This is a genomic window from Gymnodinialimonas sp. (assembly GCF_059726805.1).
The window spans coordinates 2428513-2447853 of the sequence record NZ_AP041059.1 but is presented as its reverse complement, the minus strand read 5'-3'; the positions used below and the strand labels follow the sequence as shown (position 1 = coordinate 2447853).

General features: G+C 64.2%; 9 protein-coding genes. All 9 read left to right on the top strand.

Going from position 1 to position 19341, the window contains the following annotated elements; all coding sequences use genetic code 11:
• The first annotated feature begins 95 nt into the window (after nucleotides 1-95).
• The 9 genes from AC6I9R_RS11910 (at nucleotide 96) to AC6I9R_RS11870 (ending at nucleotide 19179) form a co-directional block, all read left to right on the top strand.
• Entirely contained in the window at nucleotides 96-578 is a 483-nt protein-coding gene (locus AC6I9R_RS11910) for a hypothetical protein (RefSeq protein WP_461425785.1), read from the top strand.
• A 769-nt stretch (nucleotides 579-1347) separates the two neighbouring features.
• Nucleotides 1348-2193: an arsenate reductase/protein-tyrosine-phosphatase family protein gene (locus AC6I9R_RS11905; RefSeq protein WP_461425784.1), complete on the top strand. Its 846-nt coding sequence runs from the start codon at nucleotides 1348-1350 to the stop codon at nucleotides 2191-2193.
• Complete coding sequence (locus AC6I9R_RS11900; RefSeq protein ID WP_461425783.1) at nucleotides 2190-3188, top strand: ArsJ-associated glyceraldehyde-3-phosphate dehydrogenase; 999 nt, start codon at nucleotides 2190-2192, stop codon at nucleotides 3186-3188. The genes AC6I9R_RS11905 and AC6I9R_RS11900 overlap by 4 nt, the downstream gene beginning before the upstream one ends.
• Nucleotides 3185-4459: an organoarsenical effux MFS transporter ArsJ gene (gene arsJ, locus AC6I9R_RS11895; protein ID WP_461425782.1), complete on the top strand. Its 1275-nt coding sequence runs from the start codon at nucleotides 3185-3187 to the stop codon at nucleotides 4457-4459. Before AC6I9R_RS11900 ends, arsJ begins: the two co-directional genes overlap by 4 nt.
• Nucleotides 4460-4880: 421 nt before the next feature.
• Complete coding sequence (locus tag AC6I9R_RS11890) at nucleotides 4881-8396, top strand: hypothetical protein (protein ID WP_461425781.1); 3516 nt, start codon at nucleotides 4881-4883, stop codon at nucleotides 8394-8396.
• 154 nt (nucleotides 8397-8550) lie between these two features.
• Nucleotides 8551-10857, top strand: a complete 2307-nt coding sequence (locus AC6I9R_RS11885; RefSeq protein WP_461425779.1) for a hypothetical protein — start codon at nucleotides 8551-8553, stop codon at nucleotides 10855-10857.
• Between the two features lie 11 nt (nucleotides 10858-10868).
• A complete protein-coding gene (locus tag AC6I9R_RS11880; protein WP_461425778.1) occupies nucleotides 10869-13154 on the top strand; it encodes a hypothetical protein in 2286 nt (761 codons plus the stop codon).
• Nucleotides 13151-17125, top strand: a complete 3975-nt coding sequence (locus tag AC6I9R_RS11875; protein WP_461425777.1) for a DUF6603 domain-containing protein — start codon at nucleotides 13151-13153, stop codon at nucleotides 17123-17125. The genes AC6I9R_RS11880 and AC6I9R_RS11875 overlap by 4 nt, the downstream gene beginning before the upstream one ends.
• The gene (locus tag AC6I9R_RS11870; protein ID WP_461425776.1) at nucleotides 17122-19179 is read left to right on the top strand and encodes a hypothetical protein; all 2058 of its coding nucleotides are present in this window, start codon (nucleotides 17122-17124) and stop codon (nucleotides 19177-19179) included. Before AC6I9R_RS11875 ends, AC6I9R_RS11870 begins: the two co-directional genes overlap by 4 nt.
• Nucleotides 19180-19341: the final 162 nt, after the last annotated feature.

The window sequence follows — 19341 nt, the reverse complement described above, 5'->3', positions numbered from 1 at the left end:
GGACGTCATCGGCGGAATGCCCGCCAAAGACGCGCGCGACTTCCAAAAAAAAGGCGCTGCGCTGGGAAGCAACGCGCGACGTCTGGTTAGAGCAAATGACCGCCGACGAATTCGACGCGATGTTGACCGAAGGTTGGTTGGAAGAGGCGGAACGCTTTTTCTTAACGAAAGGTGGTTTTTTGAGTGACGAAGAGGTGGACCGATACAACGCCAAAGCTGCCGCCGCCCCGTCCACATTCAAGACCACAGAGAAGGCCCTTCGCCTCACCTATGTGCGCTTCGTCAAGCGCATGACCCGAGAGGAAGCGGATACGCTCTTGGCCAAAGTCTTGGGGCGGATTGACCAATACAAAGTGGAATTCCCCGACAGCCCCGTTTTTATGCAGCGGTTGGAAGTCTTCGGAAGCTACCTTGAAGACACCGACGACATTGAAGATTTGGACCTAATCCCGACCCTTGTGCGAAGCTTGCGGGGTGAAGAGTATCAGCAAGCTAGGATTGCCTTTTCAATGCCCCTAGATCGCAACGCAGCTATTTGCATGTGGACGAACTGTTTTTCTCCGATACCCATTTTCTGAGGTTCCTGAAAAACCGCAGCCCCAGAATTGACTTCAATGGCGACGTTGGTTTGGACGAATTGGGCGTGACCCGTCGCGCCGTATATCCCCCAACCGAAACGCCATAACGTTCCGCAAGATCTCCAATTGATAATGAAGGCTCGCTAGCAACCAATAACAGGCTTTTTGGCGTTTGCCCCGATCCGTTCCAAATGAGTGGCCAGATCGCACGAGTTGGCGAATGCACGCCCACAACAAACTCGTTGTAGATGCCGTGTGGACCAGCCTTGGTCCTGGCCCCAAGCGTGCTCGACGGTTTGGACGACCAAGCGTGTGCCTGCTCCTCGGTGAAGTCAACATCGGCTACCGGCCCTCCGAGGGCGCTGCTCTCACATGGACATGTTCTGACATGATCGTGATGTGCCTTACATCTCATTTGAAAGGGAGGCGTCGCAAGAGCGTCCGCCGACGTCAGACCTTATTGTATGGACGGCCCGGCACGTCGTCAGCCAAAATCGCCAAGTTGTTCGCGACGGCCAGATTGTTCTCTGCATCTACGCAAGCTTAGCTCAACACTGCGCAAAGCAAAGGGAAGGCTAGATTGCTGCTACGAAGGTCCGCCACCGATAAGCTCGCAGTTCTAGGAACTTTGAACGAAGCCTGAGACTGCTTTGGTAGTTGTTCCGATATTGGCCGGTAGTCTATTGTTTCCGCCGCAGAGCAATGCCTGTTCTCTGAAACGGTGTGAAATCCATTGCGCCGAACTCAATAATTCATTATTTCATGAATTATGGAATCACAAGCTCCCAACCGTCTCTCGACCCTTGGCCATCCGCAACGCCTGGCCCTGTTCCGGCTGCTTATGCGGCGGTACCCGGATCGTGTGCCTGCGACCGAGTTGGCACATGCACTCGCACTTAAGCCCAATACGCTATCGACCTATGTGAGCGCGCTGATGCAGGCAGGTTTGGTCACGCAAGAGCGTGTCGGAACGTCGCTTCGCTATGCGATCCATATGGATGCGGTGCGCGAGACGTTTGATTACCTGCTGCGCGATTGCTGTCGCGGGCGCCCGGAAATCTGTTCACCCCTCACCTCATTTGGCTTTGAAGGAGACAGTCCCATGACGGATCGCAAGTACAATGTCCTTTTCATCTGCACCGGCAATTCAGCGCGCTCGATCTTTGCTGAATCTATCCTGCGCAAGGAGGCCGGGGACAGGTTCGTGGCCTATTCGGCGGGCACCAAGCCGCGTTCCGAGCTGAACCCTTTTGCGCTCGAAGTTTTGGAGCAGAAGGGGCACGACATCACTGTTTTGGAGGCGAAGAACGTGTCGGCCTTCCAGGGCCAAGATGCCCCGGACTTCGACTTCGTCTTCACGGTCTGCAACCAGGCGGCCAATGAAGAGTGCCCGGCCTGGACCGGTCAGCCGGTGAGCGCCCATTGGGGGATGCCGGACCCGGTGAAGGTGGAAGGTTCCAACGCGGAGAAGAACCTGGCTTTTCATCAGTCTTATGGCGCGCTCCTGAACCGGATCAAAGCCTTCACGGCTTTGCCGATCGCGTCGCTCGACCGGATCGCGTTGCAGAAAGCTGTCGACGATATCGCACAAACGAACGAAGGAGCTTCTGCGTGACCACCTACGCGCTCAACGGCCTTGGCCGGATTGGCAAACTTGCACTCAAGCCGTTGCTGGAGCGCGGGGCCAGGATCGCCTGGATCAATGACGCGGTCGGCGATCCAGAAATGCACGCCCATCTTCTGGAGTTTGACACGGTTCATGGTCGATGGAAGGCCGCCTTTTCCCATGATGCGGACAGCGTGACGATTGACGGCACGCGCCTGCCGTTCATCGGGACAAGAGACATTGAAGCTCTGCCGTTGGACGGCGTGGACGTCGTGATCGATTGCACAGGGGTCTTCAAGTCAGAGGCCAAGCTCGCGCCTTACTTTGAGGCGGGCGTGAAGAAAGTCGTCGTCTCTGCGCCCGTGAAAGACGGCGATGCTGCCAACATCGTTTATGGCGTCAACCAGGGCATCTATGACGCGGGCAAACACCGGATTGTCACGGCGGCGAGTTGTACCACCAATTGCCTCGCGCCGGTCGTGAAGGTCGTTCATGAGAACCTCTGCATCAAGCATGGCTCGATCACGACGATCCATGACGTGACGAACACCCAGACAATCGTCGACAGGCCCGCCAAGGATCTGCGCCGTGCGCGCTCGGCTTTGAATTCTTTGACCCCGACAACGACAGGCAGCGCGACTGCGATCACGCTCATCTATCCGGAATTGACCGGGCGCCTGAACGGCCACGCGGTGCGCGTGCCGCTTTTGAACGCCTCCCTGACCGACTGTGTTTTTGAGGTGGAGCGTGAAACCACCGCTGAAGAGGTCAACGGCCTCTTCAAGGCCGCGGCGGACGGCGAACTGAAGGGCATTCTGGGCTACGAAGAACGGCCGCTCGTCTCGACCGACTATACCAATGACGAACGCTCAAGCATCGTGGATGCGCCATCAACGATGGTCATCAACGGGACGCAAGTGAAGGTGTACGCCTGGTACGACAATGAAATGGGTTATGCCCACCGACTTGTTGATGTGGCGCTGATGGTTGGAGCGTCCGTGTGACCGACACCTCCGCGCGGCCAGAGGGGCTTTCGGCCTATATCGCCGTGACGGCGGCCTATTGGGCGTTCATGCTCACCGACGGTGCGCTGCGGATGCTGGTGCTGCTGCACTTCCACACCCTGGGCTTCAGCCCTGTTCAGCTCGCCTACCTCTTCGTGCTCTATGAAATCGCGGGCATGGTGACCAATCTCTGTGCTGGGTGGATCGCCGCGCGGTTCGGTTTGACCTCTACGCTTTATGTGGGTCTCTGCATTCAGGTTCTGGCTTTGTTGGCTTTGGCTCAGCTCGACCCGACCTGGGCGATCGGTGTTTCCGTGGCTTTCGTGATGGTCGTGCAGGGCGCGAGTGGGGTGGCCAAAGATCTCGCAAAGATGTCCTCGAAGTCTGCTGTGAAGTTACTGGCCCCAGCAGAGAGGGGCGGGCTGTTCCGCTGGGTGGCGCTGCTCACGGGGTCGAAGAACGCGGTGAAAGGCCTCGGCTTTCTGCTGGGGGCTGCGCTGCTCGCGACGCTCGGTTTTGTCTGGGCTGTTCTTGGGATGGCCGCGATCCTTGCCGTCATCTTGGTCGCCGCGTTGATCGCGATGCCACCGGGTCTTCCGAAGGGTCGGAAAGGGACGAAGTTCTCAGAGGTCTTTTCAAAGTCATCGAATGTGAACTGGCTCTCAGTGGCGCGAGTGTTTCTGTTCGGCGCGCGCGACGTCTGGTTCGTGGTTGGTATCCCGATCTACTTCTACGCGGTGTTGTCCGACGGAACCGTGTCCGGAAACCGAGCGGCCTTCTTCATGATCGGGGCGTTCATGGCGGTTTGGGTCATCCTTTATGGCGTCGTCCAGGCCTCCGCCCCACGCATTCTGCGTGCGTCATCACGGCCCGAGGGTGACTTGGTGCGTGCCGCAAAAGGTTGGGCCTGGGCCCTTGCCGCGATCCCCGCCATGCTCACTGTTGCGGCCCTGGCGTCTGAAGGCTCTCAGACCTGGCTGACACCCATCTTGGTTGCGGGCTTGCTCATCTTCGGCGCGATCTTTGCGATCAACTCCGCCCTCCATTCGTATCTTATTCTCGCCTTCACAAAAGCTGAGCGCGTGACCATGGATGTGGGCTTCTATTACATGGCGAACGCCGGAGGGCGGCTCCTTGGAACGGTGCTGTCCGGCGCCACTTATCAGCTTGGGGGCCTACCGCTGATGCTGGGGACAGCGTCGCTCATGGTCGCGGGTGCAGCGCTCGCGGCTGGGTGTTTGCGGAGTGACTCCCAAGCCGCGGAGACTTAGTTGGCTTTAGGTGCCGCAATTCGTTGCAGTAGTATCGCAGTGTCGCGCGCGGAAGCGATCTGCACGCAACGGCCCAAGACTTGCGCGGTCGGCGCCATCTAACCAATGCGGTCACAATCTTGCCGTACATTCTGCTACGGGTCAGATCTTCCAACTTAATGAAAAACTTGAACCTCCGAAATCTATCGACTTTCAGACTGTCTCTCCCGTCTATCCTTCCGTGCAATAGGAAGCGTCTGATATCGGCGGCGGCGTGGTGGCAACCCGCGCGCCGTGTGCGCATCGCCTAAAAAAACGTCATTATACACCCTCTTGGCCAGCCCCATTTCATTGGCACCTTACGCAGCGTTAACAAAATGCCCCTGCGGTGTTGATCTGTAAGAAAAGTCATGCCTAGACTGACCCTTACGGGGGGAACAAGATGGCGAATGTCGTTCTTGGAACACAGATCGATATTCTCTGTTTGGGCGATGATCTTCATGTTGCGCCAGCCCATTATGACGTCACGCGCCTGCCCTGGTATGACCGCGACCGGGACTACAACACCGGCGTGCCGCCGCTGGCCCACGCGGTGTCGAGCCGTCCGCTTTCGGGCAATCTGACGCTTCTCAAGCGCGGGGTGCATTTGCATTTCCGCATGCCCTCGGTGCTGACCGACGGGCGCATTGTCACGCGGGCGGACAACACGCGCGAACAGGAGTTTCCGCGCCTTCCCAACCGCTGGCATGTGAGCCGCGCACGCGGGGGCAAGCGTTGGCAGGTGGACAGCGACGCCGTGCGCGGGGACGAAAGCGGCGTCACTTACCCCTTGGCCAGGCGTCTCGATTTCCAGCGCCCCTACGCGCATATTGGCCGTCAGATCGACATCACCGACGGGCCCGCCGCGCCCCCGGCGCAACGGCTGGCTGATCTGGGGGGCGGCGCGTTGACAGCAATCGGCTGGGGCGATCCGTATTTCGCCTCTTTCTACCCCAATTGCCACAGCATCTTCGGCCTCTTCGATCCCGATGGGCAGGCGGGGGACGTCTATACGGTTGAGGGCACGTATAGCGACCATGATCCGCTGCAGGAGCCGGGCGGCGTCGAAGATCTGAGCAGCCGTTTGACCGGGCCGCTTTTGGTCTGGAAAGACACGCAGTGGGTGCCCTGGGAGGCGGACACGGGGCCCGCGACGGCGCATCTTTCGTGCCGGGGGACCGCGACGGCGCCCAATCCCGCGCCGCCGCCGAGCGCGGGGGATATCACGTTGACCCTTGCCCATACCGGGACGGAGGCGCTGGCCACGGCCCTGGCGTGCAAAGCCCATGGGACGGATATGGCCAAGCGCCGACGGTTCGAGGATCAGTTGATCGCCGCCACCCTCGCGCCCGAGATTGACGTGGCGAGCATGGATCACGGCCCGCTTTTCGGAGAGGCCCGCCACCAGAGCGGCTTTGACGCCCACGATGGCGGCACCCATTGGCGCATTGTTCCGGATAAGGCCGCGCAGAAGGCCGATGCGCGAGGGGCGGAAACACGGGCTCCGCTGCCCGATACGCTCGCTGCCCCGCTGGCGACATTGAACACGACCCAGGCCAAGCTGGACCGAGAGACGGCGGCAATTGAAACGGCGCGCCAACGGTTGTTCGGCGATTGGTGCAAATACCTGCGCAGCGCCTCTGAGGAGGACCTGGACGACAGCCCGGACGAGCTGACACCGGCGGACCTGCGCCAGGTGATTACGGCGACCTCGCTCAAGGCCCTGACGGACCTGCGCGCGGCGTGCGCAGCGACCCTTTCGGACCGGGACGCGGCGCGGCAGGCGTTGGATGCGGCGCTGTCGCAAGCGGGCCTGGCCTACCGGGCGGAGCAGACCGTGTCGGACCGTTTCTGGCGCCCGCGCGACCCGGTCGTGTTGTTGACCGGTGCGGCGATCTCGGCTGTCTCAGCCAATCGCGATGCCTCGGACCACGCTTACGTTGAGGACAGTGCCGCGACCACAAGCGCGCCGGGCGAAGTACGCCCGCAGAGCACCGAATGGACGCCGCTGATCATGGAGTGGGACGCCGCCGTCCATCCCTGGCAGTCTGAGGCGCCCGGTGCCGCAGGCGTTCCGGCCTACCCCGCCGATCTTCTGAGCACGCAATATGCGCTGATCGACGCGGCCCCCACGGATCTGACCCGCGACCTCGGTGCCAGCGCGCTGCGGCCCTCGCCGTCCCCCGTCACGGGGCGCGCGCCGCTCTCGCCGCACGCGGGCGCAGACCTGACCGATAAGGCCGAAGAGCTGTTGGTGACCCGCGCCGTCCAGGACGGGTTTTTCACCACCGACACGGACGGCCAGCCGCTTCAGGCCCGCCGGGCGCCTTCGGGCGAGGAGCGTGCTTATGTGGCCGCCAACCATGGCGTGTTGCGGGGCTTCTACGCTACTGCGGCCACCGCGTGCCCCCATGTCAGCGCCACGGAGGCCGCTTTCCTTATCGAGCTGATCAATCTGGTTTACCCCAAGGATCACCGGGTCATGGCGCTAAGCCAGGCGCTGGCGGGGTTCAACGATGCGCTGTTGCAGCGTGTGCAGGGCTTCCAAATGCCGATCATGGATCCGTTTGCCCTCGGCGGTTTTGCGGATTTTGCCGAGGATGTGCGCGACGCGCTCGGGTCTGGGCCGCTTCTGGCGGCCAAGCCCGATGGCCCGTTCCAGCCGCTCCGATCCGGGGCCGTGGGGATTGCCAAGCTGCGGTTGATTGATGGCTTTGGCCAGTTCGTTGATCTTGAGGAGCCCGACATCGACAGCGCGCAATCGCTGACCATGGCGGGCACCTCGGTGGCGGGGCCGGACCGGGGCGCGGACCGGGGCCGGGCTAAGCGGTTGTTGCTGCAACCGCGCCTCACCCAGGCCGCGCGGCTTGGGTTTCACTTTGTATCCGCCGGCGAGGGCGCGACCGAGGTGTTCAACGACCACCCGCTCACGAGCCCGATCCTGGGCTGGATCGTGCCTGACTATATCGACGGGGCGCTGCAACTTTTTGATGCCGCGGGGCGCGCCTGTTCTGTCCACGACGGGCGACGCCGGGATGATCCGGATCACGCCAAACGTCCGGGCCTGACCTCCGAGCCCGTCGCTCCGGGCCTGCGTGCGGTGCAAGCCTGGCTCGACGATCCGGGTGGGGACCACGCGGCGCTTATGGACGCCTTGCAAGAGGCCGAGGATCACATAGACCCCGAGGGCGGGTTTGCCGAAGGCGACCTCGCGCTCTTGATGGGGCGGCCCATGGCCATCGTGCGCGCGCGGCTGAAGCTGGAATATCTCGGCGCGCCCGCCACATCGCACAGTTGGCAGAGCCTCCTGCGGGAACACTACGGCGGCCCGGCAGAGACCGGAGGGGTCGAGCACCTGAGCGTGCCCGTCATGCTGGGGGATCGCCGAAAACTGGGGGACGGGCTTTTTGGCTTCTGGATGGGATCCGCGCCTGGTGTGGGGGCGGCGTTGAACATGCCGTTGGTGACCAATCCAAAGGGGCCGCATTTGGCAGCCTACCGCCCCGGCGCGCCGGGTCCCTTGGCGGTGAGTGCGGCGGGCGACAGCGTTGACGTGACGCTGTTGACGGACCCGCTCGCCGCGGTTCACGCAACGACAGGGCTTCTGCCCGTCAGCAAGCTTCGACTGCCCCAAGACCATGTGGCCCAGGCCCTGTCGCGGCTGGAAGTGACGTTCCAGACCGCACCGATCCTTGCGCCGGATGCGGCGCGGGTGGCCGTGCCAACCCCTGTGGAGGGTGGCTATGATTGGGCCTGGTACGAGGCGGACGGCGCAGGTTTCACCGCGCCTCACCCGCCGCAACAACCCACAGACGCGCCCACTTTCGGCAGCCACATCATCGCGCGCGACGGCTGGCTCGCGCTGCGCCCCAATGACACGAAACAGGCGAAAGCCGCGCGTAAGGACAGCTCTCCGTGACGATATCCCTGACCCTCACCTTGGATGAGGTAAACCAAGTTCTCGATGCCCTCGGCACCAAACCCTACCTGGAGGTGTTTGAGTTGGTTGAGAAAATTCGCCGACAAGCTTCTGAGGATCTGACCTCGGCTGGCCCTGACAGTGGGAGTGATCCATGACGCAATTTGTCGAAGGCGCAGAGGGCGCCACGGGCCTCGCCCCCTCCCCCCTGAAGATCCAGCTTTCGGGCACTGCCACCGGCGCGGGCGGGTTGGTCTATGACGCGCAGGCCACGCCGGGAAGCGAGAACCGGACTTTGATCGTCGAGGTGGTGAACACAGGCACGGAAGATATCACCCTGCGCGCGTCGGACACGGTCGAAGACGCCGCGCAAGTCATCGTGCGCTTTCGCAACGGCGTCCTGGGCAACCTTCAGGCCATAGCCCCCGCCGCGCCGGAGTATGATCTGAACGTCGAGACCCAGGCACCGCAAGACAAGATCACCTTCCGCTCGCAAGAGAGGATCACGATCCCCGCAGGTGGCGTGGCGCCCTTCCAGTTGAACGGGGTCCATGTGGCCCCGCCCCTGGCCTTGGGCCATACCGAGCTGACGGTCTCGCTTTGGTTCGACAACCAAGGCTCGGCCTCGCCCTTTGAGGCGCGCCTTGCGTTGCAGGTGACCGCACAGGCGGCACCGACCACGACGGTGGATGATCCCTTGGGCGCACCGCCGGGCATGGCCCCTTCCGACACGCTCAACCCAGTGCAGGAGATGCCGCCAGAGAGCGCCCCGCCGACGCCACCGACGACGCAGGCGCCCCCCACGCCGCCCACGTCACCGCCGCCACCTCAGACCACCGGGCAGACCCCGCCGCCCACCTCTGCCCCCCCTACAAACGCGGCACCCGGGCCCGATCCGGCCCCGAGCCCAACCCCGCCGCCCGCAAGCCCAACGACGGGCGCGCGCCCCGGCCCAGCGGCGTCCCCTGCCCCCGCCGCACCGCTTGCGCCCGTGCATCTCGACATCTCTTTCGTCAAAGGCGCGTCGCATGTGATGACCGACGGCATCATGGCGACGGATCTGAAGATCCAGATCCGCAATCTCACCACGCCCAAACTGCGGTTTGTCCAGGGGTCCAAGGTGGTCCTGCGGTTCAGCGTTGCGCCCGCAAGTTCGGGCGCGCTGTGTAAATCCCCCGAGGCCGGTTCGATCGCCGGCGAGGTCTTCGAGGAACTTCGCCTCACCGCTTCGTCCACCAAGAGCGATAATTTCCGCTACACGGGCCAAGAGGCGGAGGCGGGCATCTACACATGCACCTTCAATTACACCCAAGCCACGGCGCTGGACCGCGATATCGATGAAGGCCTGATCCTGGCCCTGAATGGGCTGAAGTCCACCGCCCAGATCGGGCTGACGGCGCTGGACGTCCAGTTGGAAGGCGTTGAGGTACACCACCCCGCCCCCGCCAATGTCACCGTGCCCTTGGGCCTTGTGCGTGACCGGCTGATCGTCAGCAAAAGCCCGCTTCTCTATGGCCCGTTGGAGCAGACGGGCCTGACCAAGCTGGAGACCGGAGAGTTGGGGGTCAACCGCCTGCGCCTCAGAACCGGCGGTCGCGGGATGGCGCTATCGATGGACGGCGATGACCTAAAGATCGCCAATGTGGCCGCGCCTGCGACCAACGCACCCGCCCTGCGGCTGACGCCGGACGGCAAACTGACGGCGAAGACGCTTGTCGCGACAGAGGCGGTCGAGGCCAAGGATCTGACGCTGACGGGCATCGCGAAAACCCCCACACTGCGCGCCACGACCAGTGTCTTTGCCGAGGACAGAAGTTCGGATGTTGCGGCACTGCCCAATCGGATGAGCCTGGCTCCCACGGGTATCACCTTTGCCCAGTCCGTGCCGGACCCGGCGAACCCGGGCCAACTCAAGAGGCTGGATGAAACGCTGGTGATGACGGCGACGGAGGTGACTGCGCCGACCGCACGGTTTTACGACATACTGCCACGCGCCCCAAGATCAACGGTCTTCATCCAATCGGTGACATCTAGGGGCATCTATACTGACTCACTAAAGGTCAGGGGCGCGACATTTAACTATATGTGTGGCGGCCGGATAAGGCGCAGTGATCCATTTGTTACAAACTCCCCGACCATTGACGGGAAAATGCGTACATACAAAAAATATAAGATTGCAGGCGTGACGCAATATACATTCGACTCAAAAGTTTTCTTCCTGAAGTTCGATGACGCGACGCAAGTTCCAACAGTGGTAGCGTCATTTTTCGGTGCGTATGAGTCTTCTGACCACGCGTCTAACAACACTGTTTTGGTCGAATACATAAACAATTCAAGCAGAGGCAAATCGCCAGACTGGGCCTGGCCAGGGTGGAGGGTTTGGGGAGAAAACGCAGAGATCGTGCAGATCCGGGCGGATAGCAACGAGGCTGCCGATTTCTCCTTCTTCGCATTCTACTGATGGCAGGTCACGTGAGCACTCCCTCCCCCCAGGCCCAGGCCATCGCGCGCTATCTCGATGATTTTGACGGGATCACCGAGGCCAGTGAGCTCTCGCGCTATCACCGGCTGGTGCAGATCGACCCCAACCTCAAGGGGCAGTTGTCGACGGCCATCGGCGCGATTGGGGGGCGGCTGAAACTATCGGTGGACGGCAGTTGGTTCGGCGCGGTGCCGGGCCTGGGGTGGCTTTCGGCACTTGTTGCGCCGAAGATCTCCAATACCGCCGATCGCAACTCTGTCTATATGATCGGCATTTACCGGATGCCGAAATCGATCTGGACCAGCACGCTGCTGCGCCCGGCCACCGGCGCCGCGAAGGGCCGCAAGAAAGCCCACCGCGCTGGTCAACCCGCGCCCACGGCGATGACCTGGTGGCAGACGCAATCGCCCACAGCGCTCTTGTTGCTGACGGGCGCTTGTTTTGAGGGACAGGCGAAGGTCAGCAAGACCGCCAAGATGGAGCAGGCATTCCAACCGCTGTCCATTCTGGAGCTGAAGGGCACCCTCACCTTCAAGGCATCGGCAGAGGTGCACCTGAAAGACACCAAGCTCTATGATCCGCAGCCGCAGTATTTCGGCGGCAACGGCCAGTCCGAGGCGATGGCGCGGGCGATGCGCACGGCGGTCGACATCTCGGTCGTCGACAAGGCGCGCAACTTGATTGCCGCGGCGGCGAAACTGTCGGTCGTGGCGCCGGCCAACGGCCCTGCGACGCCCGCGGGGATCCGGGACGCCATCGGGCAATTCCGCAGCGGGTTGACCACCATGTTGGGCCGCTTCGGCTGGGTTGTGGAGGCGGCGGAGGCCAAGGCGGTCGCCACCGCCAAGGATGAGGTCAAGACCCGCACCGGGGTTGAAATCAAGGGCGGCACCCTGCCGTCGCAACTGCTGGACACGGCCCCCGACCTCGACAAGCTGATCGCCGATCTTGACCACATCCGCATCGTGACCACCGGGCTCAGCAAAAAGGGCAACCCGCGCAACGCCAAGCGCAAGCGCGCGCGCGAATTGATGGTGGCACGTCACGCGCAAGACCTGATTACCGAGCTGCAGCACCTCCGCGTGGAGCGTGGCTTTGAGGCCACCGGCTACCTGCAGCGCTTCGCGGACTGGATGGGCCTGTCTCTGCATCCGGCGGGCAAACCGGCGCCTGCCCCCAAGCCGCTGACGCCCGGGCCCTACACGATGCTTTTGGCGCGCTCCTGGGGCGGGACCTTCGACGCGGGCGCCAAGGGGGCGGGCGCGGTGGACCTGACGCTGGTCAATACCGGCGTGACCCTGGGCGGGGAGGCATCGGCCAGCGCCTCCGTCGGCACATCGGGGCGCAGCCGGTGGACGGACTACCGCTTCCAGGTCGCATCCGAGGCCAGCGGCGGGCGGCAAATCGTGATGACCCAGGACGTGCGCCAGGCCAAACAGCAACTCGACATCGGCCGCGCCACCGACCAGAGCGCGGCGCATAAGGCCTACCTTAACGCGCTGCATGTGGAGGAGGACGACGAGGATGAGGGCGCGGCGGTCCCGACCGGCCCCGGCACCGCCTACTACAACACGCTCGCCTATAGCGCCGTGACGGTGTTCTGGCCCTACAAGTCCGAGGGCTCGCCCGCCCGCGCGCTGCCCAACGGCAGTGGCGTGTCCTTTGGGCTGACGTTGAACGCGGATCTCTTCCTCAAATGGCTGGAGAAGGCGCGCAGCGGCGGGGCGCTGGAGGCCGCCGAACGGGCCGTGCAAACCCAGATCCTGGCCTCCCTGCGATTGACCAAAGCCAACCTGAAGAGCTTCGCCAAAGAGTGCCCGATTGATGCGGGCTACCGCGCCTCCATGACCGAGGCGGGGATTGAGACCATCTCGCTGGAGGCGGGCTTCGCCTTCGCCACTCAGCTCCAAATTCCGCTGGAGGCGCATACGCCTGCCATCGCGGAGGTCGCGCGCCCCGGCACGTCCTACGCGCCCCGTGCCCTCTTTGACTTGGACAAGGTCAAGGCATTGGATACGAAGGGAAAAGGCCTGATCCTCAACACCATCCGTGTGCGCGTGCCCCTGGGCGGCACCAAGTCAGAGAATGAAACCGTGTTCGACCTGGGCCTGACCGACACCTACGGCTTCGGCCTCGCCTATGAGGCAACGCTGGGGGTCAGCGTGGAATCCACGCTGGACCTGCACGTCTGGACCGCGCCCACTGACGGCCCCACCCTTGCGCCCGACCGCCTGGCCGAGCTGAGCGTGCCGCCTGTTGCCATGGTGCACCATTGACCGACGCGCTCCACGATAAGATCAGCGCCGCACTGCGCACGCTCAAGGCCGATGTCTCCATCGGGCCGGGCAATGAGATATTGGTGACCAAGCCGATCCGCGCCGGGACGCTCACCGACGTGCTGGTGCAACTGGTCCCGGGCCTAACCGACGCGATCCCCGCGCCGATCCGGCAGGCGGCGGGCGGGCTGACGCTGCAACGGCTCAGCTTCACGCCCGCCAACGATGAGGCGCCCTACAAGCTGGATCTCAAGGTCACCTGGACGGACGCCCCCGCCGCCGCGACCCTGACGGACCACCAGTTCAGCCATGCGCTGAAATTGCGGATGGGCGCGCTGACGCTTCTTGACACCGGGGGCCGCGTCACCGGATTTGTCGAGGCTACAGTGGACGTCTTTGACGTCACGACCTCGGCCAGAGTGCAGTTCCCCAGCCTGTCGATTGACGGCTTCCTTGCCCCCGGCATAGCGGTGGACGGCAAGACATTCGCGGCCAAACACAAGCTGGCCCTGCCCAACGGGCGCACCGACCCCTCGCCAAGCCTGGAGTCGTTGCGCGTCAGCGTCTCACCCAAGGATGGCACCGCGGATCTGGTCGTGCGCCTGCGCGATCTTCTGCACCTCGATGCCTTCACCGTCGACGCGGTGGAGGCCCACATCGCCCATACCGCCGCCGGTGCGACCAACGTCACCCTCTGGGCAGAGGCCACGCTTCCGGCACTGTCAGACGCGCCGCAAACCCCGCTTATCTTTGATCTCGACGCCAGCTACACCGACGGCGACGCGGCCTTTTCCGCGACGTTGAAACCCGGCGGGCGCCTGGGCTGTGGCGCGCTGGTGACCCACCTGGCCAGCGCCTTCGAGGGCCATACCGTCACCCCCACCCTACCCGATGTCTTCGCCCACGCCGCCGTCACGGGCCTGAGCGTGTCCTTTGGCACCAAGGCCGGGTTTGACGCGATGATCGCCGTTTCAATCCCCGACCTCGATCACCTGAGCGTCTCGGTCCGGTTGCAATCGGGCGAGGAAGGGACAGAGCTGAGCGGCCATATCGAGGTCGACGGCCTGCTCTTCGACGTCGACTTCAAGCGCGTCCCCGCGTCCGAGGATGGCGAAACGGCGGCCTCCAGCATGGTCATGGGCGCGCTTGGCGGCGGCTCTCACCTGAGCCTCTCGGCGCTTTTGGAGGCGATCGCCGAACGCCCCTTGCCCGCGCCGCCCCTGGATTTGACCGTGAAGGACGCGGCCTTTGTCTATGCCTCCGGCGGCGAGGCCCCCGCGTCCGAGGAGGGTGCGGCGTCTGAAGAAGATACCGCAGCGGCCCCAACCGAGGACGCCGGGCAGGAAAGCACCGCGCCCGCAAAACCCGAAAGCCGCATGTTCGCGCGCGCGGATCTTGAGATTGACCTCAACATCGCCGCCCTGAAGCCGTTGGGGTTGGACGCCAAGGGCGCGGGCAAACTGGGCGATGTGCTGATCGGCTACGCCTTTTCGCCGTTCACAGAGGCCGATGTCACCGCGATGGATGCCTGGTTCGACAGCCTCGGCATCCCGGCCCTGCCCAAGCCCGAACCGGTGGGGGAGGATGACCCTAACGCCGCTGACGCCACCCCGGCGCCGGACCCGGCCCCGGATAGCGCGGAGCTGGCGGGCGCCCCGGCACTGGACGGGTTGGTGCTGCGCGCGGATCTGGACCTGGGCGGTGTGAAGCTGCCCATCGAAAGCAGCACCCCCGCCGCGGCACCTGAGGCCGAGGATGCGGGCACGGGCGCGGCCCCTGCGACACCCGCCGCACCCGAGACGCCCGCCAGTTCCGCCAAGTGGTTCCAGATCCAAAAGCCCCTTGGGCCGCTCTATTTCGACAAACTGGGCGTCAATTACGCGGACGAGCGTCTGTGGTTCCTGCTCGACGCCTCCGTTACCCTCGGGCCGCTCTCGCTCGGTCTGATCAACGCGGGCGTGGGCGCGCGACTGGACCGGTTTGACCTCGACTTCACGCTCGATGGCTTGGTGCTGGACTACAAGACCGGCGATATCCAGATCGGCGGCGGGTTCATGAAATACACCCCGCCCCAGCACCCGGACGCCGAGGCCTTTGCCGGCACTGTCATTGTCGAGACCGAGATCCTGACCCTCTCGGCCATCGGCGCCTATGCCGCCCTGGGCGGCGGTGAGAAATCCTTCTTCCTTTACGCGGCCCTCGACTATCCCATTGGCGGGCCGCCGTTTTTCTTTATGACCGGCATTGCGGGCGGCTTTGGCTATAACCGGTCCATCCGGGTCCCCGCCGCCGAAGCGGTGCCGGAATTTCCCTTCGTGGCCGCAATCACCGGCGGCGCGCAAAGTGCGGAAGAGCCGGAAGCCGAAGACAGCGCAGAAGGCGCAGACGGCGAAGATACCACCACCGCCTCCGAGAAAGGCGCCACCTCGCTGGCCAAGATCGGGGACGCGTTGACGGCAGAGCTGGCGCAGATCCAGACCGCTGTGCCGATTGACGTGGGCGAGTATTTCTTCGCCGCCGGTATCCGCTTCACCTCATTCGAGATGATCGACAGCGTCGTCGTCCTGGCCATCGAGTTCGGCAAGCGCTTCGAGGTTGACGTCCTGGGCCTGACCGCCATCACCGTGCCGGTGCCCGAGCCCGGCGGGCAAACGCCCAAATCCCCGATTGTAGAGCTGCAATTGGCCACCAAGGCCAGCTTCGTGCCGAGCGAGGGCGTGCTGCAGGTCCGCTCGGTCCTGACCCCAAACTCGTACCTCTTCTCGCGGTCCTGCCGGGTCACCGGCGGCCTCGCGTTCTCGGCCTGGTTCGGGGATGCGCCCGCCGACCGGCGCGGCGATGTGGTGGCCACAATCGGTGGCTACCACCGCCAGTTCGTCGTGCCCCCCTACTATCCGCGCGTGCCGCGCCTGGGCTTTGACTGGAAGATCAACGACGACATCGGCATCCAGGGCGATGCCTATTTCGCCCTGACACCCCATGCCGTGATGGCGGGCGGTCACCTGAAGGCGGTCTACGATTCCGGCCCGTTGAAGGCCTGGTTCATGGCGGGCGCGGATTTCCTTCTGTCCTGGCAGCCCTACCACTACGACGCCGAGATCATGGTCTCCATCGGGGCGCAGCTGACGATCCATTTCTTCGGCACCCACCACCTGAGCGTCGAGATCGGCGGCGATCTGCACGTTTGGGGCCCGGATTTCGCGGGCAAGGTGCGGGTCAGCTATTGGATCTTCTCGGTCACGATCCATTTCGGCCCGTCCAGGCCCAAGGTGCCGCCCCTGTCCTGGGCCGCGTTCAAAGACGCCTTCCTGCCCAAGTCTGAGGCCGATTTCGTGACGGTCAAGGCCAGTGCAGGGCTGATGGACACGGTGACCTCGGCGGGCACGCCGCACTGGATCCTCAATCCGCAGGAGCTGTGCCTGGAAGTCTCCACCGCCCTGCCCATGCGGTCGATGAAGGCCGACGGCATGGCAGCGCCCGAGGGCGACAGCCCCGCCCCCTTTGGCATCGGCGCGATGGGTGTGGTGGATGACGGCGCCACCTCGCATCTGAAGATCTGGGTCACCCATGGCACCGGCGCAGCGGGGCCGGATCGCGGCGGCAAGATCACCCATGATTTCAAGGTGGTGGGCCATCATTCCGCCCTGCCCGCCGCCATCTGGAAGCCCGCCACGGATGCCGGCAAAGCCGCGCCCGCGCAGCTCAACGCCGAAAAGCACACCCTCTCGCTTCTGGACCGTCTGACCCTGGTGCCAGCCGCCCCGCCGATAGATCCGGAACCCTATGTGACCGTGTCCGAGGCCGTGCTGGAGACAGAGACCACCCCGCGCCCCCAGACGCTGAACGCGCTTTCTGGCCAGACCGCCCCGGTGATCACGCCCGGCACCTGGCACGGCACGCGCGCCGCCCAAAGCGACGCCGATCAAACCCTGGCCACCGACATTCTGACTCAATTGCAGAGGCCCACATGACCGACGTGACCGATGCGACAGACCCAAGTGACCCGACAGACCCGACAGACCTGCCCGATCCCGTCGATCCGGCGCAAAGGCTGTCGCTGACCTCGCAACATCTGCCGAGCGTTCTGGCGGGCAACTACGTGCTGCACGTCGATCACGCCGTCGGCGTGCCGGACGCGATCACGCACACAACCGAGACGGCCACCTACACGGCGGATCACGCCTTCACCGTCTCCGGCGACCGCTTCCGCGTGCCGCCCCAGCACATCCGCAACGTTTTTCCGCCCCCGGGCTCGCTTGGGGATCATGCCAATGCGCTGCCGCACATCATGTTCAACCGCACGACGCTCCCGTGGGAGCGTTTGCCAAACGCCGACCAGCCCGAGCCCGAGCCACAGAGGCGGGACCGGATGCCGTGGCTCGCGCTGCTACTCTTCGACGAAGACGACCCTCAGCCGGTCCCAAGTACCACCACCATCGGCGCCCTGCGCGCGCAGTTGAGCACGCCCGATCCCGCCGCGCCGCGCTTTACCATGGGCCATTTCACGCCCGAGTTCGGCAAGACCGACGATACCGAGGTACGGGTGATCGACGTCTCTGCCGATCTGTTGCGCAGGATCTGCCCCACCTGGGTGCCCGGCGCGGCGGCCCCTTGGCACGCGCTCTATTACACCGCCCATGTGCGCCAAATGAAGGACGCGGCAGAGGTCGTGACGTCGGAATTGTCCTGCATCACCGGCACGCGCCTGGCGCGCCCCGGCAAAAGCGCCACGGTGCATCTGGTGTCAATCGAGGCACGCTTTGACGCGGAGGGCATGATTGATCTGAAAGCCGCCGGCGCGGCGCAGGTGCGGTTCATCAGCCTGCATTCCTGGCGCTACAGCTGCAAATCGCGGTCCGAGAGTTTCAAGGGATTGCTGGAGAAGATCGACATCACGCCCGCCCGCCTCCACCTTTTGCCCAACGCGATGACCGGGCCTTCGGCTGCGTTGCAGGACGCGGCGGCCGAGGGCTACGTGCCCCTTGAGTACCGGATGCGCGATGGCAGCGCCACGGCGGCGCTCTATCGCGGGCCGCTGGTGCCCCATGTGGTCGGCGGGACCACCGGCATCCCCCATGTGGCAACCGCTGACGCGCTGTTGCGCCGCCACGATAGCGGCCTGCTGGACATTTCGCTTGCCGCCGCTTGGGAACTGGGGCGCGGGCTGACCCTGAAACGCCGCATCGTTGCGCGTGCACTGTTCCACTGGAAGCGCCAGCATCTGCGCGCCATTCGCAACGCCCGCTGGCACCTGGATCATTTGCCCTTCCGCCCCCTCGACGGCGCGCCGGATCTGCCGCCCGAGGTTGCAAGCTGGTTTGACGACCTCGCCCGCCTGCGCCATGTGCCGATGGCCTATCTCTTTGCCCAAGACGCGCTGTTGCCCGTTGAAAGCCTGCGGCTTCTGGCGGTCGACCCCCAATGGGTCGCGGCGCTGCAGGCGGGCGCGTTCAGCGTCGGGCGCTTGTCCCATGCCGATCTGGCCCATGAACCCACGCTGCCCCAACCTGCCACCCCGCCTGCCCAGGTGATCAGCGGGATCGTGCTGCGCTCGGACGCGGTGAAGGGCTGGCCGGATCTTCAGGTCACCGCCTATGCGCAGCCCCAGGGCGGGCAAGCCTCTGACCCGGGGCTGCCCCGGTTCCGCCATGAGCCTCTGTCCGATCACATGCTTCTGGCGCTGTTCCACGGCCAGGCCGAGGCGCTCCGCGTCGCGCAGAAGGCCGAGGTGCTGCACTTCGGCTTCGACCGCCCTGACAGCGCCCGAACCGATATCGCCAGCTACACCAAACCCCACCGGCAATCGGACGGCACGGTCGATCTGGCCCAATCCGTCTCGCTCGCGGGCCACGCAGACCCTGCGACCCGGGTCGTTGATCTTGCAGGCCTTGAAGCCGCCCTGCGCCCCGCCGCGCCGTCAGAACCCCCGATGAGTTCCGGCGATTTCGCGTTCCAGATGGTGGTGGGCGTTGAAAGCGTGATGTTCCACACAAACGAGGCCGCGCCAGAGCCCGGTCAGGACTGATCCCGCCATCCGCCTCAGCCGCCCTCGCTTCCAGTGCCACTGATCTACGCAGCGCCCGTCCCCTCACCCACACAACACGCCCCGCGCTGCAGCGCAGCGGGTTTGGCAAGATCCTGCGCGCGCCCGGGCGGTGGGCTGCGAAGAAGATTCCGCTTTCCCGAC